This is a genomic window from Paenibacillus jepli (genome assembly GCF_047238105.1).
Taxonomy (GTDB): Bacteria; Bacillota; Bacilli; order Paenibacillales; family Paenibacillaceae; genus Paenibacillus_D.
The window spans coordinates 3,591,267-3,608,312 of record NZ_JBDFMD010000001.1; the positions used below are offsets into that span (position 1 = coordinate 3,591,267).

The window sequence follows — 17,046 nt, forward strand, 5'->3', positions numbered from 1 at the left end:
GCGCATGGGCTGGCGGGATGGTTGATTGCCGCACAGGCAGACGCATGACTATACTGATAGCTGACAAATCCGCGGCGCGGGGACTTGTGTAAGCGTTTTATAACCGCGCACATTCAGGAGACCGGAGGTAAAGAAATGAAAAAAGGCTTGGCACTCATCTTGTGCGCGGCACTATGTTTCTCTCTGTTGCCTGTATCTGCTCCCGCTGCACACGCAGCAAACGAAGCTGTGCTTCCCGCTTTTCCGGGTGCCGAAGGGTTCGGCGCTGCGGCGACCGGGGGGCGGGGCGGTGAAGTGTACCACGTCACCAGCTATGAACTGACCGGACCGGGCACCTTCCATGATGCCCTTACGACCGTCGGCGATACGCCGCGTACGATCGTGTTCGAGATCTCGGGTGAACTGACGATCCCGCAGATCATCGTCCGGGGCAAATCCAATATTACGATTGCAGGCCAGACCGCGCCTGGGGAAGGGGTGACGATCCGGGGCAATAATATCCGCTTCATCGACTGTGACGATATTATCGTCCGTTACCTGCGTTTCCGGATGGGTGCGCTGGATGCCCAGGACGACACGATGTATTTTGAGAACAGCCGCAATGTCATCATTGACCACTCCAGCTTCTCGTGGGGCACCGATGAGGTCCTGTCGATCCTGAGCAAAGACTATGAAAATCCGACCTCGAGCGACATCACTGTGCAATGGTCGATCATGTCCGAAGGGCTGCTGACCCACTCGATGGGCGGGCTGATCGAGATGACAACGATCAGCATGCACCACAACCTGTATGCTCACAACAACGACCGCAATCCGAAGACCAAAGGGCAGATTGATTTTGTCAACAACGTCATCTATAACTGGGGCGAGTTCCCTTACGTGGCAGGAGGAGAATCAGGGACCAAGGGTTATGGCAATGTTGAAGCCAACTACTTCATCGCAGGCAAAAACTCCGCCGACCCGCAGTATGCGGTCGTCCGCGGCAATGAAAACTACAATCTGTATCTGCACAATAACCGCATCGACAGCAACAAAAACGGCGAGCTGGACGGCACCGATACGGGGCCGGACATGATGGAGACCGCACGCCCCAGTCTGCTGGTGCCCGAGCGATTCAATTATCCGCCGGTTCATACGCAAGATCCCGAAACCGCTTATGAGCATGTCCTGAACCATGCCGGGTCCTCGCTGTACCGGGATGGTGTGGATGAGCGCATCATCGGCGATGTGCGCAACCAGACGGGCGTCATCATCGGCCATGAGGACGATGTCGGCGGGTTCCCGGAGCTGGCCAGCGCTACCGGGCCCGTCGATACGGACCGCGACGGCATGCCGGATGAGTGGGAGCTCGCCCACGGCCTGGATCCGCTCGATCCGGAGGACCGGAACCACGATATGACTGGCGATGGCTATACCAATCTGGAGAAGTATCTTCATGAACTGGCGGAACCCGGTTTCCCGGAGCAGTATCCGATGACGCCGCTCGCCTGGACGGGCGACCCCTTCGAGCCGCCGGTCATTCCGGAGCCGGAGGTGCCTGCCCCCGCTCTGCCTGTCATGGACGGTGAATGGGTCCGCAATGCCGTGATTCATGACAACAGTACGGCCGGCAGTGCCAATGCCGAGCTTTGGTCGATCCAGTCGGATCTGCAAGTGGGAGACTATGTGGCCAGCGACCGGATGACCGGGAACCGCGCCTATAGAATCGTGAGCCTGCCTGAGGAGGTAGCCGGGACCGAATGGATCCGCTCACCGGTAGCCTCGCGCAGCGCCTCGAATCCGGATCTGCTCTCGTTCTGGCTGGTCGCGGACACGGATGTCTATATCGCCCACGATGCCCGGATCACAGAGCTTCCGGAGTGGCTGTCTTCGGACTATGAAGACACGGGTCTGACCATCGTCGACGATCAGCCGATAACCTTCAAGCTGTACAAGCAGCGGGCTAGCAGCGGCACCCGGATCGTAACGGGCCCCAATAACGGCACCTCACGTATGAACTACTTTGTCATCCTGAAGCCGGCGGACCCGGAAGGGGCTGTGCCGGAGAAAGCGCCGACCAGCCTGCAGGGCGAGCTCGCAGCAGCGGATACCGTGGCGCTTGATTGGACGCCGGTGGACGGAGCGGATCGCTATCTGATCTACCGTGCTTCCTCCAAGGACGAGGCGTTCCGGGCGGTAGCCGCTCCAGGAACGGCAGTATACGAGGATCAGGACATTGAGCAGGGGATTACCTATACGTACAAGGTTACAGCGCTTGGCGTCGGTGGAGAATCCGCAGCCTCGGAAGCCGTAGCTGTACCAACTTATGACGCTTCGCAGCCTGCGCCGCCGGCGCCGGCAGGACTCGAGGCCGCGCGCACAGGCAGTATCTCGGTCGAGCTGGCGTGGCAGCCCGTGGACGAGGCACTCAGCTATACGATATACCGGGCTGAAGCAGGCGGCGAGGAGCAGCGGATTGGCAGCGCGTCGGCCACACGATTCACGGATACAGACGTAGAGCCTTCTACAGCTTATACGTACCGGGTGACGGCAACAGGAGCCGGAGGCGAGTCGGAGCACTCCGAGCAGATTGGCGTGACGACCAATCCGCCCGTGACCTTGCCGGAAGTGCCGGCCGGACTATCAGCCGGTGAAGTGACGCCGGGAGCATTTGGCCTGGAATGGCCGGCCGTAGAGGGTGCGGACAGCTACGTCATCTACCGCAAGGCGGAGAGCGAAGCTGCGTTCGCCAAGATCGGAGAGAGTGACGTGCCGGCCTATGAAGACCGGCAGGTGAGTCTGGGCCAGGCCAGCTATCGCTACCAGGTGGCAGCCGTCAATGAGATGGGCGAAACGGCGCCGTCGGCAGATATCGAGATCGAGATGCCGGTGCCGGGGACGCCGCAGGATCTGTTCGTCGGGCTGTCGGGAGACAGCTTCGTGGGACTCATCTGGACGGCAGGCGGTGGAGCGGTGGAGGTCCGGATCTACCGCGAGAGCGACGGCGTGACAGAGCAGGTCGGCACTGCCAAAGTGAATACATTCTATGACCGGTCGGTGGAACCCGGCGTGGAGTACACGTACTCCATCAAGGGCAGCAATGCTGGCGGCGAATCGGAGGCGTCGAATACGGTCCGAGTCACGCCGGGCGTAGAAGAGCCTGATCCGGAAGTGCCGGGAGCGCCGACAGACATCCGGGCGCAGGCGGGCAACGGTACGGCCGAGATCCGCTTCACTGCCCCGGAGGAGGCAGGCAGCAGTGAGATCACAGGCTACGAAGTGACCGTGTGGCTGAAGGCGAAGCCGTACGTAGGGTTGAAGCGGCGGCCAGTCCGGTTACGATATCCGGTCTGACCAATGGCAGCGCCTACCGTTTCTCGGTCACCGCGCTGAATGCAGCCGGCCGGTCTGAGCCCTCTGCCCTATCGGGTGAGGTGACCCCGACCGCCCCCGCGAGTGGCGGCGGGTATTGGAACGGCGGTTTTCCTATCGATGTCCCGGACGAGGAGCCGGGGGAAGAGGCGTCTGTTGAGCCGGCTCCTGAAGGTGCAGGAGCCGTGGTTGCCGAAGCTTCCGCCGAGCGGATCGCCGAGGCGCTGGCTGCCGGTTCGGCGCTGGAGCTGGAGACGGACCGGGCTGCGGTCACGATACCGGCCGGGGTGCTCGGCGAGTGGGCAGGCGATGATGGGGAAGCACTGACGTTACGCGTAGAAATGCTGGAACCGGATAGTCTTCCTGCATCGATGCGAGCCGGATCGGCGGCCCGCCCTCTGGTGGCCTTGACCTTGCAACGGGGCGATGAGGTGTTCCACCCGGGCGATGGCCAATCGGTTGAGGTGCGCATCCCCTACACCTTGCGGGCTGGCGAGCAGCCGCAGCATATCGTAGTCTATAGTATCGGCGAGGATGGCAATTGGCACATCGAGAAACAGGCGGATTACGATCCGGCTATACGCGGGGTGCGCCTGGAGACGGATCGGCCCGGCAGCTATGCTATCGTACACAACCCCGTACGCTTCGATGACCTGAGTCGTGTACCGTGGGCTCAGGCGGCGATCGAAACGCTGGCGGCCCGCGGCATTATTCAGGGCAAAGGCCAGGGAGCGTTCGATCCGCAATCGCAGGTGACCCGGGCCGAATTCGTCCAGATGCTGGTCGGCATGCTGGATCTGCCGGCAGGTCAGCCTGTGGAGCTGGCATTCCCGGATGTCGCTCCGGACAGCTGGTATGCTGATGCCGTACAGGCGGCCGTCAGCTCCGGTATCATCCGGGGACGCGATGACGGCACGTTCGGCGTCTCGGCGCCGATCACGCGGGTGGAGATGGCGATCATGCTGCAGCGTGCTCTGCAGCTGCCGGACGGATCCGCGCAGCCTGCCTTCGCCGACCTGGCGGATCAGACGGAAGAAGGCCGGAGAGCTGTAGCCAGCGCCGGCAATGCCGGCTTGATGGACGGCTACCCGGATGGCAGCTTCGAGCCCCGCGGCCAAGCCACGCGCGCCGAAGCCGCGACGGTGATGCACCGCGCTTTGCAGATTCGTTAATCCATTAGAGACAGAAGCAACCCCCGTCGCCAACTGGCGAACGGGGGTTGCTGTGTGAGGATCGGATCAACGAAGCAACTGCAGCACGCCTTGCGGCTGCTGGTTGGCTTGAGCCAGCATCGCTTGCGCTGCTTGGGTAAGGATGTTGTTCTTCGTGAACTCCATCATCTCTTTGGCCATATCTACATCACGAATCCGGGATTCGGCTGCAGTCAGGTTCTCTGCGGAAGCGCCCAGATTGTTGATGGTGTGCTCCAGACGATTCTGGAATGCCCCCAGCTTGGAACGCTCATTGGAGACCGAACGGATCGCATTGTCCATCACTTCGATCGCAGCGGTTGCTTTCTCCGATGTCGTAACATCCAGACTATACTCCACGCCCGTGTTGTTCGTTCCGTTGGTTACGGCTTGAAAAGCGGAGAACGCTGCGCCAGCAACAGATCCCTGTGCGGCACCTGCGCTTATACCGGAGATGCCCAGGGCCAGCGAGCGCATGTCGCCGATGTCCACCGTCAGCGTTTGTCCGTTATTGGCGCCGATCTGCATCTTCAGTCCTTGATCCACAGCGTCAGAGCCTACTGTCGATTGAGCTCCCTCGGAAGCAGTCAACTTTAACGTTTTGGCAAGCTCGTCCGCACCGATGGATACCGTTCCTTCAGCACCCTGTGTTCCGGTCGAAATGACGAATTTGCCATCTGCCAGGCTTACCGTTGCATTGGCCAGAGCAGGGTCAGCCGCACGAATCTGGGTCTGCAAGTCGGAAGCCAGACCGCCTGCAGTATAGTTGCCCACTGCCAGTTCAATATTCACTTCAATGCCGTCGATGGATAACGTGCCGGTATGGTTGGCATTCTGTCCCTGCGCGACCTCTGCCGAGCCGAGGCCAAGCGCAGCCGATGCACTTCCTGTAATCGCGCCGATTGTGCTGTCACTGCCTGTCAGATTGTTGGTGATGACCAGCTTGTTGTCGGACGTGAAGGATGCCTCGGCATTGCCTAAGCCAAATGCAGTGTCCAGCTTGCTGTTCAGATCGGTCAGGAAGCTCGTACGATCGTTGACGTCCGTGAAGTCATAGTTGCCATCTGCGAGGGTCACACTCTTCGTCACGCCACCGACTGTGACGGACAGTTGATTGTTACCCGACCCTGCTGTGCCAGTTGTGAACGAAGTTCCAACTAATGCAGCTGCGCCGCCTGTTCCAACAACCGCGAACTCGTCTGCAGCATCCGCCGTTGAGAACACAATATTGTTATCGGCATCGAAGCCAACCGACACGCTTGCGAATGCGCCGCCCAGCGCTTGGATTTTGGTCTCGATATCATCAATGAAATCCTGCGCACTCAAGCCGCCAAGTGCATCCGAATAATCTTGCGTGGCCAGGCTGATGGTCTGCTCCACACCGTTCAAGGAGACCGTCAGCAGATTGTTCTGGCTGCCTTGCTCATAAGCTGCACTAGTCAAGCCGAGTTCAGACGCCGCCGAGCCCGTAATATTGGTGATGGTGCTGGCTACGCCTTCTACATTGTTGGTCAGTACCAGTCTGTTCGTGCTGGCATCGAAGGAAGCCACGACATTGCCATTGCCGAATGTACTGTCCAACTGCGTATTCAGGTCCGCCAGGAAGCTGTTGCGTCCGGCTGCATTTGCCATATCATACGTATCGGCAGTCAAGCTGATCGTCTGAGTATTGCCACCAACCGTCAGCGTAAGTTCATTGTTCGGCGTGTCCGCTCCAGCCACCAGGTCGGAACCGTCACCGGCTGTAGATAGATGGGTGAGGGCATTGCCGCCGACTAAGGCGAAGCTGTCACCTGCATCAGCCGTTTTGAAGACGAGCTCGCCATCACCGTTGAAATTGACCGTCACATTGGCAAAGTCCCCGCCCAGCGCTTGAATCTTGGCTTGCAGATCGTCTCTGAAATCAGCTGCCGTGGTACCTGCGCCACTGTTATCATAATCGACTACAGCCAATGAAATCGAGGCGGAGACCCCGTTCAGGCTGATCGTAAGCTCGTTGTCATTTGCAGTAACATCTGGACCTGCGGCAGTCGTGTAAGCTCTCGAAGAAGTAATTGTCGCGCCTTCGGTGGAGGCGTCGACAATGGTGAAGGCTCCGCCAAGCGTAGAGGCATCTACCGTGCCCGTCGCCGTTGCAGAAGTGGCTTCAATGTTTGGACCGCTGCCCGCATCGGAAGGATTGCTATAAGACACATTACCGGTTACGGTACCGCCGCCAATTGCAGAGATGTTGACACTGCCAAGCGCAGAGCCTGTGGCGGTTGCAACAGTATCTGCTGCTGTAATCGAGATGTTGCCGGAGACGGCTCCGCCAGTAACGTTAGCCGTTTTCGCTGTCTCCACGTTGAGCTCACCTTTTAGGAGGCTCTTGGTGTTAAACTCGGTTGTATTGCCGATCCGGTTGATCTCGGAGGTCAGCTGGTTGACTTCCTCCTGAATCGCCTGACGATCTTCCGTGGAGTTCGTGCCGTTCGCCGATTGCGCAGCCAGCTCGCGCATACGCTGCAGAATGCTGTGCGTCTCGCTGAGTGCTCCCTCAGCCGTTTGGATCAGTGAGATGGCGTCCTGCGAGTTGCGGGTAGCCTGCTCCAAGCCGCGGATTTGCCCCCGCATCTTTTCGGAAATCGCCAGACCGGCCGCATCGTCGCCGGCACGGTTAATCCGCAGACCGGAAGACAGCTTCTCCAAGGATTTGCTTGTGCCCACGTTGTTCGTTGCCAGCTGCCGGTGCGTGTTCAATGCCGCGATGTTGTGATTGATTCTCATCTTTCTCTACCTCCGTGTGGTGTGGTTCAGGCTGCCTCTCCATTTGCAACCTGTGTGAAGCCCGTGCGTCGAGCCTGCCGTGCCGATCTTTCGAGTCGCGCGCTGATCGATAGACGGTCAAAGCGAGGCGTTTCGCGGTTCTTCCCTGAACTACACCACTCGTCCTTAAGTGGCAGAGATCTTTTTAAAACGTTATTCCATACCGCAGTCTTGTGTACCGCTGCCTCGGCCAGCCAACTCGCCGCGGACGATCGGGATGTGTCTCGGGGCATCGATGGCCAGGCGCAGATGGCCCTCATCGCTCTTGATCACCTTCACCATAATGTTGTTGTCGATCATGATATATTCTCCCGGCTTTCTCCCTAGTACGAGCATGGGCTCATCTCCCTAATCTTGGTTGGTAAAATGGGTACAAAAAATGAGCAAACACATCGCAGCCTTCTTCGTCCTGAAGAGTAACGGCGATTGGTTTGCTCATCCCTAAGCCTGATATGGTTGTGGTGATCGTACCTGAGCGCACAGCAAAAAGACGAGTAGCGCGCATGGCGAAGAAGACCGTAATCGTCCCTGAACACCCATGCGCTTCTACTCGTCCATGAGGAAGCGTATATCCATTTTTCTTATATATCGGCAGGACGGTTCATTTGTTTAGGGCTTACAAAAAATAATTTTGCGCTACCGCGCTTAACGATTCTGGTCATGAAAACGCCGATGAAGCTCTCTCACCCGGTCGGCCAGCTCTGGCACGGGTCCGTCTACAGGAGTGTCACGTATGACGTCCTGGATCGGCAAACTGCGGACGCGGCCGGGAGCGACGCCCAGCTCGCCCAGCCACCTTGACAGCTGCTCCGAGGAACTGGCGTACACGATGCGCCCCAGGCCGGCCCAGCCATGCGCTGCAGCGCACATCGGACAGTGTTCTCCCGAGGTATACACGGTAGCCCGCTGCCGTTCTTCCGTTGTCATATGCTGAGCTGCCCATCGCGCCAGGGCGAACTCTGGATGCTGTGTATGGTCGCCGCCCGCGACATGGTTGTGATCCTCCATTAGTATTTCTCCATCCGCCGAGACAAGAACAGAGCCGAACGGCTCGTCGCCGGTCTCCAGAGCTGCCTGAGCGAGCTCGATACAGCGATTTAGGTGCATGCGATCGATGTCCCGAATCATCGTATTTCCTCCTCGTATAGTATTCTTACCGGGTTACTCCTACTCTAACAGCAATTAGATATTTTAATCCACACCCAATAGTGTTAAAATAGGAAGAGTATATATTGATTCGGAGGGGTGTATGATTCGTCTGCGCTCGGGCTTTGCTGTGGCGTTTTTAGCTGGAGCGCCTGCATCCTTTCTGCAAATCTTAGGATATAAGGATGGTAATCATGAGCAACAGACAACAGACAACTGACGTGATCCTGATCGGCGCCGGCATCATGAGTGCGACCCTGGGATCATTGTTGAAGGAACTCGCACCCGACTGGAGCATCACCGTACTGGAGAGAAGGTCGACAGCGGGCGAGGAGAGCTCTAACGAATGGAACAACGCCGGCACCGGACATGCTTCCTTGTGCGAGCTGAACTACACGACCGAGAAACCGGACGGTTCGATAGATATTAGCAAGGCCGTCAAAGTCAATGAAGAATTCCGCGTATCGCAGCAGTTCTGGTCCTATCTCGTGCAGAAGAAGATGATCAAGAGCGCCCGCGATTTCATCGTGCCGCTGCCCCATATGAGCTTCGTGCAGGGCGAGAAGGATGTAGCTTTCCTCAAGAAGCGGTTCGAGACGATGTCGGCCAATCCGCTGTTCGCGGGCATGGAGTATTCGGACGATCCTGCCAAGCTGGCGGAGTGGATCCCGCTTATCATGAAGGAACGCAACGTGAACAAGCCGATCGCAGCGACCAAGATCGATTCGGGGACGGACGTGAACTTCGGTTCGTTGACCCGACTTTTGTTCAAGCATCTGCAACGGAAAAAGGTTGATCTGCAATATAACCGGAACGTCGATGACATCAAGCGGGCCAGCGACGGCACATGGCAGTTGAAAGTACGCAACACGGAGAACGGCGCGGTCGAGCGCATGAATGCCAAGTTCGTCTTCATCGGCAGCGGCGGCGGCAGTCTGCATCTGCTCCAGAAGTCAGGCATCCCCGAGGGCAGGGCGATCGGCGGCTTCCCGGTTAGCGGCATCTTCCTGGTCTGCCGCAAGCCGGAGATCGTCGCCCAGCATCATGCCAAGGTGTACGGCAAGGCGCCGGTCGGCGCACCGCCGATGTCGGTGCCTCATCTGGACACCCGCTTCATCGACGGCAAAGAGTCGCTGTTCTTCGGACCGTTCGCCGGCTTCTCGCCGAAGTTCCTGAAGTTCGGCTCGATGTTCGACCTGATCACCTCGGTCAAGGGGCATAACTTGATTACGATGACGTCGGCAGGCGTCAAGAACGTCCCGCTGACAACCTACCTGATCAAGCAGGTCATGCTCTCCAAGGAGAAGCGGATGGACGAGCTGCGGGAGTTCGTACCTGGCGCCAAGAGTGAGGATTGGGAGCTGCTGGTGGCCGGCCAGCGGGTGCAGATCATCAAAAATACGCCGGCAGGCAAGGGCACGCTGCAGTTCGGTACGGAGGTCATCAGCGCATCCGATGGTTCCATCGCCGCTCTGTTGGGCGCATCCCCGGGCGCGTCGACGGCGGTATCCGTCATGCTGGAGGTTATCCAGAAGTGCTTCCCGAGCCAACTGCCGGAGTGGGAGCCAAAGATTCGCGAGATGATTCCATCTTATGGCATGAAGCTGGTGGCCGAGCCTGAGTTGATCCAAGAGCTGGACACGAGCAATGTGCAGGTGCTCGGACTCGCGGGAAAGTCAGCAAAAGTTAAACAAACGGTATAGCACGGTATAGCAGCGGTCTCCATTCTGAATTCGGGATGAAGGCCGCTTTTTTTAGTAGTTAATCGCTGTATTCACTGTCCACCAGGCCGGCCAACCTTCCAGCCCCCGCACCCTCGACCCACCAGCCCACAAGCGCACCAACCCCCTCTATCCACCAGACCTCTGCCCCTCCGACCCTCCAAGTCTTTGAGGTCACAAGCCCCCAAGCCCCCAAGCCCCCAAGCCCCATCTATCGGACTCAATAGGCGCTATCGCTGCAATTAGACTCGTTTTAGCGTCCTTACGGACATACGATCCGCTATCTTTCTTCAAACCATAGGTTAGTCCAACATTTCGGCGATATAACGGATCGTGTGTCCGCAAACCAGGCGAAACCAAGGATTTCGCTTAAATAACGCATCCTCTGTCCGCTCGCATGCAGTGAACTGTACCGATGGATCAACATAAGCGATAATCGCGCAGGCTGCTTCTCCTCAAAACCTTATGAAAGCATCCAATATGTTTCGGTTTGATACGTACCCCGGTCCGGGGGGCGCTGATATAGTTGAGGATAGAGACGTTTTCCATCTTTGTGCGCGGAATGAAACTTGCTACGCCGCCAAAGGACGGCGTTAGCCGTTTCACCTTGAATTCTAAGAATTTATATGTTGCACACATATATCAGCTTAGAATTCTCCGGAATGAAACTTGCTACGCCACCAAAGGACGGCGTTAGCCGTTTCACCTTGATCGGCGATTATAGAAACCGTTTACCAGCTAAGATGGGGAGCTGCAATGAAAATCCAATCCGAAAGGTGACAAACTCATGGGGGAGAAAACAAAAGGATTATCTTTATTGGTGGCCGTCCTGGCGGCGGTGAGCTCGTTCACGTGGTCTTGGAACACAACCGGGGCGGCGGCTGATCCGGCGCCGGGGATCATTAATGGCGGCTTCGAAGCGGACTTCTGGTCGGACGGTTCCTGGACGGTAGAAACGGCCGATTGGGATCAAGTGGATCTGCAGCGGTTTGCCTATGCTGGTGACAGTTACATCATGCCGCACGAGGGTGCGTATGCGTTCAAGTATTGGATCGACGATCAGGCGCCGGCGGATCAGTCGATCACGGTCAAGCAGACGATGTCGGCGCTCCCTGCGGGGACTTATGCATTAACCGTCCGGTCGATGGGCGGTGCCGGCGCCGAAGCGGGACGCATCCAACTGTTCGCAGGAGAAGCGGGGCTGCCAGCTGTCGCTACGACGGGCTACAACGCTTGGGGCGAAGTTCGTTATACGTTCGATCTGGCAGAGGATGCAACGAGTCTGGAGATCGGAGCTGTCATCCAGGGGGCACCCGGGGCATGGGGTTATCTGGACGGCTTTCGGTTGGAACCGGCGGACTCCGGGGACCAACCGGTGGAGGCGGATATTTTCGTCCACAAGGTCGAGGGGGTGACACCAGACTTCATCCGCGGGGTCGATATCTCCAGCGTCATCGCTCTTGAGGATAGCGGGGTCAAGTTCTATAACGCGCAGGGCCATGAACAAGATGTGTTCACGACTTTCAGCGAGGCCGGCGTTAATTATGTCCGCGTACGCATCTGGAACGATCCTTACGATGCCGAGGGCAACGGCTACGGCGGCGGCAACAATGACCTGGCCACGGCCATCGAGATCGGCAAACGAGCGACGGCAAATGGCATGAAGCTGCTCGTGAATTTCCACTACTCCGACTTCTGGGCAGATCCGGCCAAGCAACAGGCGCCCAAGGCTTGGGCAGAGCTGGCTTTCGAGGACAAAAAAGAGGCTCTCTACAACTACACCAAGTCGAGCTTGCAAGCCATGGTCGATGCCGGTATCGAGATCGGGATGGTGCAGGTAGGCAACGAGACGAACGGTCAGATGGCCGGCGAGAACAGCTGGACGCGGATGAGTGAGCTGTTCGGTGCAGGCAGCCGGGCCGTCCGGGAGATCGATCCCGGCATTCTGGTTGCGCTGCATTTCACTAACCCGGAATCGTCAGGCCGCTATGCGGGTTATGCGCAGACGCTGCAAGCGAACAACGTCGACTATGACGTATTCGCCAGCTCCTATTATCCGTTCTGGCACGGCACGTTGACGAATCTGACGGCTGAACTCAAGCTGGTGGCGGACACATACGGCAAGAAGGTGATGGTCGCCGAGACTTCCTACACCTATACGACAGAAGACGGCGACGGCCACGGCAATACCGCGCCGGGCGGCTCGGGTCAGACGATCGGGTATCCAGTGACAGTCCAGGGCCAGGCGCATGCCGTGAGGGATGTATTCGATGCGGTGGCGAAGGTCGGTGAAGCCGGGATCGGCGTCTTCTACTGGGAGCCGGCGTGGCTGCCGGTCGGACCGAGACAGAACCTCGAGCAGAACAAGGTGCTCTGGGAGCGCCACGGTTCCGGCTGGGCATCGAGCTATGCGGCTGAGTACGATCCGCATGATGCGGGCGAGTGGTACGGCGGCAGCGCAGTAGATAACCAGGCGCTGTTTGATTTCCAGGGGCGTCCGCTGCCATCTATCAATGTATTCAAATATATCGACACCGGAGCCGTCGCTCCGATCGCTATTGATGAGATTCGAGACATTACTGTAAGCGCGATTGCAGGCGAGCCGATCACTTTGCCATCCGCCGTATCGGTTACTTATAACGACCGGAGTACCGGCTCGGCAGCGGTCAGCTGGGATCAGTCGGCACTGGACGAGGCGATCCAGCGCGGTCCGGGCAGCTATATCATCCGCGGCACTGCGGAAGGCGGACAAGCCCTCCAGGCAGTCCTTACCATCCGCAAAGAAAACTATGTCGCCAATGCAAGCTTCGAGCACAGCGACCGGAGCATGTGGAAGATCACCTACGGGGCAGGCAGCGCGCCGCACACGACGTACCAGAACAAAGCGTCAGACGCCCGTTCGGGCAATTATGCGCTGCATTTCTATTCTGCCGCAGGCGTGAATTTCCAGGTCGAGCAGACGATCACCGGACTCAAGCCGGGTTATTACAACCTCTCGATGTTCATCCAGGGAGGTGACGCGGGAGAAGCGGAGATGGAGCTATTCGCAACCACCGGGGCCAAGGAAGTACAGGTCCCTGCCGGTGTCAGAGGATGGGTGCAGTGGAACAATCCTGGTATCGAGGATATCCTCGTAACCGATGGCACGCTTACGGTGGGTGCCCGTATCAAGGCAGAGGGCGGTGCCTGGGGGACGCTTGATGATTTCTACGTGAGTCTCGAACGTGAATATACTGCGCCTGATCCGAACCCGCCGGGCGGGTATCCGGGCAATCCATGGCTGCCGGCGACACCGCCAGTCGAACCCGTAGAAGAAGAGCCGATCCCGGAGGTCATTGATGGCGGGGAAGAGGAGCCAGCCCAGCCCGAGCAGCCAACTGTCGATGAGCTTTACCTGCAGGGCTACCCGGACGGGACCTTCCGTCCGGATCAAGCGGTCACGCGCGCCGAACTGGCGGCGATTCTTTCGCGGGTCGGCGCCACCGAGCAGACGATGGCCGAGAGTGTCGTCTATACGGATACCGCCTCATTCGGCTGGGCAGCGGAAGCGATCAACGAAGTGACGGCCGCAGGCTTGATCAGCGGTTATCCGGACGGTTCGTTCGGCCCGGATCGCGTGATCACCAGGGCAGAGATGGCTATCGTCATCGTCCGCTGGATGGCGCTAAGCGGCGAGCCTGCAGCTGCCTTCACAGACACTGCCGGGCATTGGGCAGAGCGGCAGATCGCGCTCGTGCAGCATGCCGGTTACATGCGGGGCATGCCCGATGGCAGCTTCCATCCGGGCAGGGCGCTCACTCGTGCCGAAGCGGTTACGTTGATCAACCGCGTGCTGGAGCGGGAGCCGCTCCGCGGCGTGACTGTACCGACCTGGTCGGACGTCGCTCCGGATCACTGGGCCTTCGCCGATATCGAACGCGCATCCGCACGTCATTAAAGGATAGTGTGACCGGATGAGGAGGTGCCGGGGAGGCGAAGCGCTGCACCGGACTATCGATTGATGTACTATAGACCAGACATGTCTAGCACATGGACTGGTCTTTCGTGTGTTTGGCAGAGCTTGAGCCTCCACGATGTTAGGGAAAATGAGGCATGTTAGCCGCCAAAAAAAAGTAAAGCCGCCCCCTCGAAGCCAATCTGGCTACGGGTTAGCTACCTAATAAATGTAAATGTTCAAGCTGGAAAACGAATGATACATTAGTTCAGGAACCTTAAGTATTTTTTGTTGTTTACAACGATAGGCATCGCTCGTATCTTCCCTTACCTTTTATATTGTAATCGTATTCAACAAAATGGCATGTTAAAATCGAGGGACAGGAGGTTGAACCAGATGAGGATGAATTGGTATTACCGAATGATGCTTTCCTACACGCCCATATTTTTCATCGTCATATCCTCTGTCATCTTTGTCCTGTTCACAACCTTGAATCATCAATCAGAGCAGCGCTATATCGAGACGAATAAAGCGATCGTCGGACAGATGATGCAGAATACGGAGGCCAATCTACAGCTGATCGAGCGCAATGCAGTAAGTGCGCTGATCACGGACCGGGCGCTGCAGGAATTTTTCTCGGGCGAGCCCAAAGCCATCTACGATTACTATGTCATCCAGAAGAAGCTGATCGAGCTGAAATCATCGTTTCCCTTTACCAGTTCCATCTATCTGTATGACGAGGCCAATGCACGGATCATGTCCGATTCCAACGCTTACGGCATCGAGGCCTTCGCAGACCGGGCGTTCCTCACGGAAGCGATGGACGACTCGGCACTGGCGGGGTGGACGGCTCCCCGGGACTATACCCTGTCCACGATCGACCGCAACAAGCAAAAGGTCGTCTCTCTTGTCAAAACCTACTCGTACTCGACGCAGCAGAAGGGCACGATCGTCATCAATATCTATGTCAGCTCGCTGATGGAATATCTCAATCAATACAGCCAGGAAAACCGCGGCACGGTCCATCTCATGGACGCCGAAAGGCAGCCGTTCCAGCCTTCGGGAGAGGCGGGAGCCAACACGCCGCTGCAGGCAGTGTCAGAGTATACTGGATGGATATACTACGCCGACAGCGTCAATGCTGCAGGCTATTCGGCTTTGTCGCTGCTGTCCAATGTCTGGATTATCCTGATCCTCGTCATCATCCTGCTGGCGCTGATCTGGTTTACGATTATCACGCATCTGCATTATAAGCCGATCCAGACGCTGGTGGAGAAGGTCCGTACCTTTACAGCGATGAAGAGCGGAGCGATCGGGCTCAAGACCTCGCACGACGAGTTCAAGCTTATCGAGTCGGCGATCGACCAGCTGCTCAAGAAGTCGGTCGATTACGATTCGCTGCAAGCTGCCGACACGCAGCACCGCATACGGCTCCTCATCCAGGAGCTGCTGGCCGGCCATCGGAGTATGAGCGATGCGCAGTGGCGGGAGCAGGCAGCACCGCTTGGCTTGCCTACAGATTATGAGCGGCTGGGCGTCGTGACCATCGAGATCGACCGCTACGCCTCTTTTATGGAAGCTTACAAGCCGGCTGATCAACGGCTGCTCAAGTATATTCTCGAGAGCACCTTCCGCGAGCATGCGGAGAACCGGGGGATCAAGCTGTCCAATGTGTGGACGGAGCCGCACCGGATGGCCTTCCTGCTATTCTTGGGGGATCGGCATCAGCCCTATTCGGACACCCTGTTCGATCTCTGCGAGGCCTATCGGAGCTGGATCAACAGTCATCTGCAGCTGACGGTCTCTGTCGGCATCGGCGCCGTCTCGGATGAGATGGACACGGTCGCCCAGTCCTACCGCAATGCGGACGCCAACGTCTCGTACAAGGCTGTGTTCGGCACCAATGCGGTCATCGATAACCGGATGGCTGCGGCCAAATCGGCCAAAGACGGTTATACTGCGTACGGCGAACTGCCCGAGCTGGTGCATCTGCTTCGCAAAGGGGACGCACAGTGGCGGGACAGGTTGGCTGAACTGTGCAAGCAGCTGCAGCACCGGCGGCTGGTTCGCTCGGAGCTGGCATCGCTGGCGGCCGGCATCGCCCGGCATCTGGAGAAGGATCTGAGTGCACAATCGCCGGAGCTGGAGATACGCTGGCAAGAGGCGTACCATGAACGGTTCCAGATTATCGCAGAGGAAGCGGAGACGTTGGAAGAGCTGCATCTGGAGCTGGCAGCCGTATTGGATGATCTGGGCGAAGAGCTGGAGCAGGTGCGCGAACGCTCCAGCAGCCATTCCGTCGCTATGCAGATGAAGGAACGCATCGAAGCCCGCTATGCCGACCCGAGCCTGTCGCTGCAGGGCGTTAGCGAAGAGTTCGGGCTGCCGCTGAGTCACGCCAGCGTCTTGTTCAAGAAAGAGACGGGCGAGAAGTTCATCGATTATGTTCTCAAGGTGAGGCTGGAGCATGGACGCCGCATGCTGCTCGAGTCAGAAGAGCCGATCCAGGCGATCGCGGAGAAGGTGGGGTATTCCCATGTCCTGTCCTTCCACCGGGCCTTCAAGAAACTCTTCGGATTCCCGCCGGGCGAGTATCGGGCGATCCACCGTCCGCCACGATAACGGCTTATGGAAATCTGCTGGGTTCCAGCAGATTTTTTTATGCCATTTAAACGAAGTTAGACCCGAAAAAAAAGTAAACCCCCCGCCAAATCAGGTCCGAAAGCCAAGGTTAGCAGCCAAATTCCTGTCAATTTGCAAGGGTTTTCATGAATGATAAAGTAGGTGATGTCAGACCGGCTGCGACACAAATCTGGTATGGAAAGAGGGGAGACGTTTGGCAGCAACAACAGATTTAAAGACACGAAGGGCGCCGCGATGGCAGGTAAGATCGCTGGTT

At 57.8% G+C, this 17,046-nt stretch carries 8 protein-coding genes; 5 read left to right on the forward strand and 3 right to left on the reverse strand.

The features are described from left to right. The first annotated feature begins 135 nt into the window (after positions 1-135). Together ABC336_RS15830 and ABC336_RS15835 are read left to right on the forward strand one after the other, a co-directional pair. Complete coding sequence (locus ABC336_RS15830) at positions 136-3,333, forward strand: fibronectin type III domain-containing protein (RefSeq protein ID WP_413239544.1); 3,198 nt, start codon at positions 136-138, stop codon at positions 3,331-3,333. Further along, positions 3,267-4,523: an S-layer homology domain-containing protein gene (locus ABC336_RS15835; RefSeq protein ID WP_413239545.1), complete on the forward strand. Its 1,257-nt coding sequence runs from the start codon at positions 3,267-3,269 to the stop codon at positions 4,521-4,523. The genes ABC336_RS15830 and ABC336_RS15835 overlap by 67 nt, the downstream gene beginning before the upstream one ends. 66 nt (positions 4,524-4,589) lie before the next feature. On the opposite strand, the gene ABC336_RS15840 is transcribed toward ABC336_RS15835, so the two are convergent. From ABC336_RS15840 to ABC336_RS15850, 3 genes are all read right to left on the reverse strand, one after another. Next, a complete protein-coding gene (locus ABC336_RS15840) occupies positions 4,590-7,307 on the reverse strand; it encodes a flagellin N-terminal helical domain-containing protein (RefSeq protein ID WP_413239546.1) in 2,718 nt (905 codons plus the stop codon). A 192-nt stretch (positions 7,308-7,499) separates the two neighbouring features. Next, on the reverse strand, positions 7,500-7,682 hold the full coding sequence (locus tag ABC336_RS15845) for a carbon storage regulator (RefSeq protein ID WP_413239547.1): 183 nt from the start codon (positions 7,680-7,682) through the stop codon (positions 7,500-7,502). Between the two features lie 309 nt (positions 7,683-7,991). Next, entirely contained in the window at positions 7,992-8,474 is a 483-nt protein-coding gene (locus ABC336_RS15850; RefSeq protein WP_413239548.1) for a nucleoside deaminase, read from the reverse strand. Between the two features lie 212 nt (positions 8,475-8,686). Between ABC336_RS15850 and mqo the strand changes: the two genes are divergently transcribed. The 3 genes from mqo (at position 8,687) to ABC336_RS15865 (ending at position 16,769) form a co-directional block, all read left to right on the forward strand. Next, positions 8,687-10,195 carry a malate dehydrogenase (quinone) gene (mqo, locus tag ABC336_RS15855; RefSeq protein ID WP_413239549.1) on the forward strand — a complete coding sequence of 503 codons (1,509 nt, stop codon included), beginning with the start codon at positions 8,687-8,689 and terminating at the stop codon, positions 10,193-10,195. A gap of 805 nt (positions 10,196-11,000) precedes the next feature. Beyond that, positions 11,001-14,150 carry a glycosyl hydrolase 53 family protein gene (locus ABC336_RS15860; RefSeq protein ID WP_413239550.1) on the forward strand — a complete coding sequence of 1,050 codons (3,150 nt, stop codon included), beginning with the start codon at positions 11,001-11,003 and terminating at the stop codon, positions 14,148-14,150. Between the two features lie 393 nt (positions 14,151-14,543). Beyond that, positions 14,544-16,769: a helix-turn-helix domain-containing protein gene (locus ABC336_RS15865; RefSeq protein ID WP_413239551.1), complete on the forward strand. Its 2,226-nt coding sequence runs from the start codon at positions 14,544-14,546 to the stop codon at positions 16,767-16,769. Positions 16,770-17,046: the final 277 nt, after the last annotated feature.

Excerpts from the sequence above, each read along its gene's own strand:
- ABC336_RS15830 (WP_413239544.1), top strand. The coding sequence starts at position 136 with ATGAAAAAAGGCTTGGCACTCATCTTGTGCGCGGCACTATGTTTCTCT.
- ABC336_RS15840 (WP_413239546.1), bottom strand. The coding sequence starts at position 7,307 with ATGAGAATCAATCACAACATCGCGGCATTGAACACGCACCGGCAGCTG.
- ABC336_RS15845 (WP_413239547.1), bottom strand. The coding sequence starts at position 7,682 with ATGCTCGTACTAGGGAGAAAGCCGGGAGAATATATCATGATCGACAAC.
- ABC336_RS15850 (WP_413239548.1), bottom strand. The coding sequence starts at position 8,474 with ATGATTCGGGACATCGATCGCATGCACCTAAATCGCTGTATCGAGCTC.
- mqo (WP_413239549.1), top strand. The coding sequence starts at position 8,687 with ATGAGCAACAGACAACAGACAACTGACGTGATCCTGATCGGCGCCGGC.
- ABC336_RS15860 (WP_413239550.1), top strand. The coding sequence starts at position 11,001 with ATGGGGGAGAAAACAAAAGGATTATCTTTATTGGTGGCCGTCCTGGCG.
- ABC336_RS15865 (WP_413239551.1), top strand. The coding sequence starts at position 14,544 with ATGAGGATGAATTGGTATTACCGAATGATGCTTTCCTACACGCCCATA.